The 6,123-nt window shown below is 44.5% G+C and carries 5 protein-coding genes and 1 pseudogene; 4 read left to right on the top strand and 2 right to left on the bottom strand.

Annotated elements, in window-relative coordinates; translation table 11 throughout:
* The coding region (locus V7D75_RS06710) for a PhoH family protein (protein ID WP_442968933.1) at window positions 1–983 on the bottom strand (983 nt) is incomplete at its 3' end.
* Between the two features lie 675 nt (window positions 984–1,658).
* Here V7D75_RS06710 and V7D75_RS06705 point away from each other — a divergent pair.
* From V7D75_RS06705 to V7D75_RS06690, 4 genes are all read left to right on the top strand, one after another.
* On the top strand, window positions 1,659–2,906 hold the full coding sequence (locus V7D75_RS06705; protein WP_333613948.1) for an FAD-dependent monooxygenase: 1,248 nt from the start codon (window positions 1,659–1,661) through the stop codon (window positions 2,904–2,906).
* Window positions 2,907–3,012: 106 nt separating this feature from the next.
* On the top strand, window positions 3,013–4,308 hold the full coding sequence (locus V7D75_RS06700) for an FAD-dependent monooxygenase (protein WP_333613931.1): 1,296 nt from the start codon (window positions 3,013–3,015) through the stop codon (window positions 4,306–4,308).
* Window positions 4,309–4,346: 38 nt separating this feature from the next.
* A complete protein-coding gene (locus V7D75_RS06695; protein WP_333613930.1) occupies window positions 4,347–4,979 on the top strand; it encodes an OmpA family protein in 633 nt (210 codons plus the stop codon).
* A gap of 198 nt (window positions 4,980–5,177) precedes the next feature.
* Entirely contained in the window at window positions 5,178–5,774 is a 597-nt protein-coding gene (locus tag V7D75_RS06690; protein WP_333613929.1) for an OmpA family protein, read from the top strand.
* Window positions 5,775–5,807: 33 nt separating this feature from the next.
* Here the strand turns inward: V7D75_RS06690 and V7D75_RS06685 are convergent.
* Window positions 5,808–6,123, bottom strand: a pseudogene (locus V7D75_RS06685) (lysine exporter LysO family protein); the annotation flags it as partial.

The following is a 6,123-nucleotide window of genomic DNA, read 5'->3' as shown; positions in this document are numbered from 1 at the left end:
TCATAAGCTTCAACGATTTTTTGTACCAATTGGTGGCGCACGACGTCTTTTGAGTCAAACTTAGTGATATGAATCTCTTCGATACCGCTTAAGATATCCATCGCTTGCGCCAGACCTGATTTGTGCCCACGCGGCAAATCGACCTGCGTAATATCGCCAGTAATAACCGCTCGTGAGCCAAAACCTAAGCGCGTCAAGAACATCTTCATTTGCTCAGGCGTGGTATTCTGCGCTTCATCTAAGATAACAAACGAATTGTTTAGCGTACGACCGCGCATATAGGCAAGCGGGGCGACCTCAATGATTTGCTTTTCAAGCATTTTACCGACTTTATCAAAGCCAAGCATCTCATACAGCGCGTCATATAAAGGACGTAGATACGGGTCAATTTTTTGGGTCAAATCACCGGGTAAAAAGCCCAATTTTTCACCAGCTTCTACCGCTGGGCGCACCAATAAAATACGCTCAATCTCGTTGCGCTCAAGCATATCGACCGCACAAGCAACGGCAAGGTAGGTCTTACCTGTACCAGCAGGCCCAATACCAAACGACACATCAGAGGCTAAAATGTCTCTGACATAACGCTGCTGATTGCCACCGCGTGGGATGATTTTACCTTTACGGGTACGCAGACTAATCGGCGTAAAGTCAGTAGCGGCTTCCAAATTATCAGCATCTTCCTCGGCAGCCGATTGCTTATCGGCTTCTATATCTTCGTCACGGGCGATGCTCGATTGAATGATTAAGTGCAGCTCCTCGGCGCTAATATCTTTGGTATTTTGTGCTTCATCGACCATTTTATAAATGATGCGTTCGCCGCGCTCAACGCCCAAAATATCGCCACTTAAACAAAAGTCGCCTTGGCGTTGGCTGATTTTAATATCGAGGCGTTCTTGGATGTATTTCATGTGGTTATTATATTCGCCAAGCACGGTTTTCAGCTGTGCTGGGGTCAACGATTCAAAGTGTATACGGCGGCTTATGGAATCAGTCAAGCGATTATCCTTGTATTTGGTTGCCCGCTGCTATGGTTAGTGCTTCTGTGCATTAGTGCTTTTATGCATGATAGTCGAGCGGGCTTTAGAGATAAAATAGTGAGTCGTGTTTCAATACTTTTTAATGGCGCTTATAACGGTTATGTAAATATTAAAAATAGTGCTAATAAATATGACGGCAAAATGTTGCTAAAAATAGTTATTAATAAAAACAGCTATGAATAAAATGAAGGTAAGAAGTAAATGCGCTGTCTTCATTATGGTAGATAGAATTTAAAATTCAAGCCATTTACAGGCGGGCAGGGCTTTGTTTTTGTATGGTGATTGCAACTGTAGATGATACACCTTACACCGGAAACGGCAACAAAACTGTTTAGCCACTATGGTTAGTGTCAGGGCCACAGAATAAGGGACAAATTGTGGTAATCTAGAGCTTAAATACTAATGTTTAGATAACGGCGCTATGAAACTGGGCTAAAACTATTAAAGAGAGAAAGGCTTGCCAGAAAAAAACATTATTTTTGAGTGTTTTTTTGAGTGGAAAGTCATCGCGTCTAAATACGTGCTAAATGGGTCATAATAGGAATAATAACCATGCAACATACTGAAGCAACTTTATCAACAACCAATCCTGCCAAATCAGATCAGGCTAATAAAACGGCTATGACTGAACAGCAAGTCCTTATCGCGGGCGGCGGGCATGTCGGCTTGTCGTTTGCGCTGTTACTCGCCCATCATGGTATCGCCAGCACTTTGTTAGAAAAAAACAGCTATCCAACCATCAGCCCCAATGACGACGCTAAGCGTACGCACTATTTAGACAGTCGCAATACCGCCCTGTCACGGCGTACGGTACAGATTTATCAAGAGATTGGGCTATGGGCTGAGCTACAAAGCCATGCTTGCCGGATTGACGCGGTAAAAATCAGCGAGCAAGGCAGCTTTGGACGTGCACAATTAAATAAAGCTGAAGAGCAAGTCGAGTCATTTGGGCAAGTGATGGAAAACGCGTGGCTTGGGCGTAAATTGTTATTGGCTGCCCAGCAAGAACCGTTGATTACGCTGATTGATAATGCCAATGTGATAGCCGTTAGCCAACAAAACGATGGCGTGACGTTAAGCTTTAGCTATTACGGTGAAGAAGAGCATGAGCAGCAATTGCAAGCCAGCGTATTAGTCGCTTGTGATGGTCGTGATTCTACCGTGCGTCAGTTGTTAAATATCGGCACGACGACTTATGATTATAAACAAACCGCTATCGTTGGGGTAGTAGAGACCGATCAGCCGCATGAACATATTGCCATTGAGCGTTTTAGCCCAGCAGGCCCGCTTGCGGTGTTGCCATTGACTGATCCAGAAGGCGACGGCAATGATGAGTACCAAAAAGGTTATCGACGTTCAGTGGTTTGGGTTTGTCCAACGGGTGAGGAAACGCAGTATTTAGAAGACGATGCGCATTTCTTGGCAACCTTGCAGCAAGCCTTTGGCGCGCGCGCTGGCACGTTTAAAAAAGCCGGTCGCCGCGGCGCTTATCCATTAACGCGGGTACTGGCAGACAAACAAGTAGACGGTCGCTGCGTCATCATGGGTAACGCGGCTCACACCTTGCATCCAGTGGCTGGGCAAGGTTTTAATCTTTGTATGCGTGATGCGCATGTACTGGCAAAAATGATGAGTCGGCAGGTGCTAAAAGGCGAAGATATCGGTAATCCAACTTTGCTTAAGCGCTATGAAAAAGCCCGTCAAACCGATCAAAAACGTGTCATTCGCTTTTGTGATGCCGTCGTGCATGGCTTTACGCATCCAAATCCAGCCGTGAAGCTGGCACGTAACGTGGCCTTGGTTGCCTTTGATAAACTGCCAAATATTAAGCCATTGATTGCCAACTATGCGATGGGTTTAAAATCTTAGTTCAACATACTGGTAAGTTATTAAGCAAATAAAATCTATAATTTCAGCTGCTGCTAAATCCCATCAATATGGCAGATAGCATGAATAACGCGACAAAGGATGTTTTATGAAAAATAACCATACGCTCATTATCGGCGGCGGTATCGTCGGTGCAACCCTTGCGCTAAAACTGGCACAAGCCCAAATGCCAGTGACCATCATTGATGCGCGCCCTAAACGTAGCGAGGCAGATTGGCAACAGGTGCTTGGCAAGCGAGATGCGCGTGTTTATGCATTAAGTCTTGCCAGTATCAACTTACTCAAAGACGTGGGCGCTTGGCAAAAGATAGCGGCATCAGAGCGCAAAGCCGATTATACCCAAATGCAGGTTTGGCAGTTGAATGGTAGGGGCGAGTTACTGTTTGGCGATAGTGATGATAACAGTAATGGCAATAATAGTAGTAATGACAGTAATCAAAACTCTGAGCCACAAATGCTCGGCAGCATGGTTGAGCCCGCCGTTATCGAATATGCATTGTGGCAGCGTTTATCTGCATCTGATGTCAGTCAATATTTAACCGTTATCGATGGGCACAAGGTTGTCGACATGGACTGGCTTGGTAGCGCGCAAGGTTATCGTGTGACGCTAGATGACGCCACGGTGATTGACGCACGTTTATTGGTGGGTGCTGACGGTCGCGGCTCGTTTGTGCGTAAGCAAGCAGGTATTGAGCTGGATGTGCTTGATTATAACCAAACCGCGATTTGCTGCGCGATTCAAACCGACAAACCGCACCGAGCGACTGCCCGCCAAGCCATGCTACCGACTGGTACATTGGCCTTATTGCCGCTTGCTGATATCACGGATGAAGATAAAGCCAATCCAGAGCACTGGCAGTCGATTGTATGGACATTACCACGCAATCAAGCGTTGGCACTATTAGAAGAATCGCCGCGCTATATCGCTGATAAATTGGCTGCTGCCAGTCATTATGAGCTAGGCGCTATCCGCGAGATTGAATCCATCGCCAGCTTTCCGTTAGCCGCGCAGCAAGCCAAAAGCTACGTCGCGGATAACTTAGTCTTAATTGGGGACGCCGCCCATGGTGTGCATCCGCTGGCAGGTCAGGGGCTGAATTTGGGCATGCTCGATGTCAAGGCATTAAGTGAGCAACTCACCCATGACTATGCGCGTAGCGGAAATAAGCTGTGGGGCACGAACCAAACCTTGCGTAGCTATGAGCGTCTGCGTCGTCCGCATAATAGTCTGATGATGCATAGTTTTTCGGCGCTTAATTGGCTGTTTGCAGGCTCGCTTGCGCAGATGCGTCCGATTCAACAACTTCGTAATGAAGGTATGTATCGGATTAGTAAGATTAAACCGCTGATGCGGTTGTTTGCGAAGCAGGCAAGTGGGGTTTAGGTTTTAACTGAATCTATTAATTGAACTAAGGATGGCGTATGAAAAATAAGTCATGGATGATGATAGGCGTAATAGCTGGTTTTATGTTAACTTCTTGCCAAACCGTACCAACAAAAGGTTTAATCCACAAAGAATCATATAACACCCCTAAAGTCATGATAGAGCCACATGCAGATACAGACAATGATGGTGTCCCTGACATTATAGATAATTGCCCGAACACTCCTAAAGGGGTCAAGGTGGATCCGTATGGTTGTCCTCTCATCACTATTGGAACTGGTTTACAAATGGAGTACCGCGCCTTTTTTGCTAAAGGTAGTAGTGAACTAACCTCTAAATATCAGGTTGAACTGGATAAAGTAGCCGCAAGAATGAAAGAGTATGATACTGCTATTTTTAAGATTGAAGCGCACATTTCAGAGGATGAAATTCATAAAGAGTTAAGCTCATTACCTAAAAACAGAGCACTGATAATTAAAAACTACCTTTTATTAAAACACGGCATAGAATCTAGTAGATTGATGACTTTAAATTGTGACGCTAGAGCGCCCATTGCACCTAATGATACTGAGGAGGGTAGAGCTTTTAATCGTCGGGTTTATGGTTTATTAACTGAGCCTGATAGTGACTATCCTATCAATTTAAAAGACGGCACCTGCGTTGAATTTTAAAGAGATTTTTTATTGATAATAGCTGTCATCTCAACATAAACAAAAAATTGTTTTTGAGGGTATTTAGAGAGGGTAACCATGCGAATGAATAACTGTAGCACTTTATGGCTGCTAGTAACATCTATAGCGTTAGCTGGCTGCCAAACCACTTCAACTGCGCCGTCTAAAGAGTTACCTCAACATGAAAACATCAGGACGATGCAAGCAGCGATTGACTCAGACGGCGATGGAGTGCTTGATGCTATAGACGAGTGCCCTGACACGCTACCTAACGTAGTAGTTGATGCTAAAGGCTGTCAAATAATAATTGAGGGAGGCGACGCGCTTGAAATGGAGTTTAGTGGGTTTTTTCCGCCAATGAGCAGTCAATTACCTGCTATTTATGATACAGAATTTTTAAAAATGGCAGAAAAAATCAACGAGTATCCAGAAGCCAGTGTTTTTATTTTTGGTCATGCAGCTACCAATGAAATTGATGAAGATGCCGTAGCGACTCTTGGTTTCGATTCTTTATCACGCAATCGAGCCCTTAGCATCAAAAACACGTTAGTCTTGCAACATGATATTGATCCTAAGCGTATCCGTACTTATGATTGCTCAAATAAAATCTTAGTTAAAGAAACAGACTATATAAACCCTAGTTTCAAAGCACTTAATCTTAACGGTCTTGAAGCAAAACAGCGTCGTGCGACGCTGATGGCAAGTAGTTCAGTAAAAGATTTAATGAATCTTAAATACGATTCTTATATACAAATGTATGGTAAGTACGCCAAGCACTGTAAGCCCTTCGAATAATGGTAAATTCTGATAAACCGTCAAAATTTAACCTTACCCCAACGCCGAGAAAACCACCATCAGCACTGGCGCGACAATATTAATAATAAAGCCAAAACTAATCGCCAATGGCACGACCTTTAGACCACCCGATTGCTGAATAATTGGTAAGGTAAAGTCCAAGCTGGTCGCACCGCCAAGTCCAACGGAAGCAGACGGATATTTACGCATAAACACAGGGATAAATATCAGCGCAAAGAACTCACGTACTAAGTCATTAAATAGCGCCACACTGCCCCAAACTGCGCCATAAGCATCGGTCATAATAATCGCTGATAGTGAATACCAACCAAACCCTGATGCCAGTGCC

Source organism: Psychrobacter sp. (genome assembly GCF_036731945.1).
GTDB lineage: Bacteria > Pseudomonadota > Gammaproteobacteria > Pseudomonadales > Moraxellaceae > Psychrobacter.
This window is presented reverse-complemented; position numbering and strand designations above follow the sequence as displayed.

Excerpts from the sequence above, each read along its gene's own strand:
- V7D75_RS06700 (WP_333613931.1), top strand. The coding sequence starts at position 3,013 with ATGAAAAATAACCATACGCTCATTATCGGCGGCGGTATCGTCGGTGCA.
- V7D75_RS06705 (WP_333613948.1), top strand. The coding sequence starts at position 1,659 with ATGACTGAACAGCAAGTCCTTATCGCGGGCGGCGGGCATGTCGGCTTG.
- V7D75_RS06695 (WP_333613930.1), top strand. The coding sequence starts at position 4,347 with ATGAAAAATAAGTCATGGATGATGATAGGCGTAATAGCTGGTTTTATG.
- V7D75_RS06690 (WP_333613929.1), top strand. The coding sequence starts at position 5,178 with ATGCAAGCAGCGATTGACTCAGACGGCGATGGAGTGCTTGATGCTATA.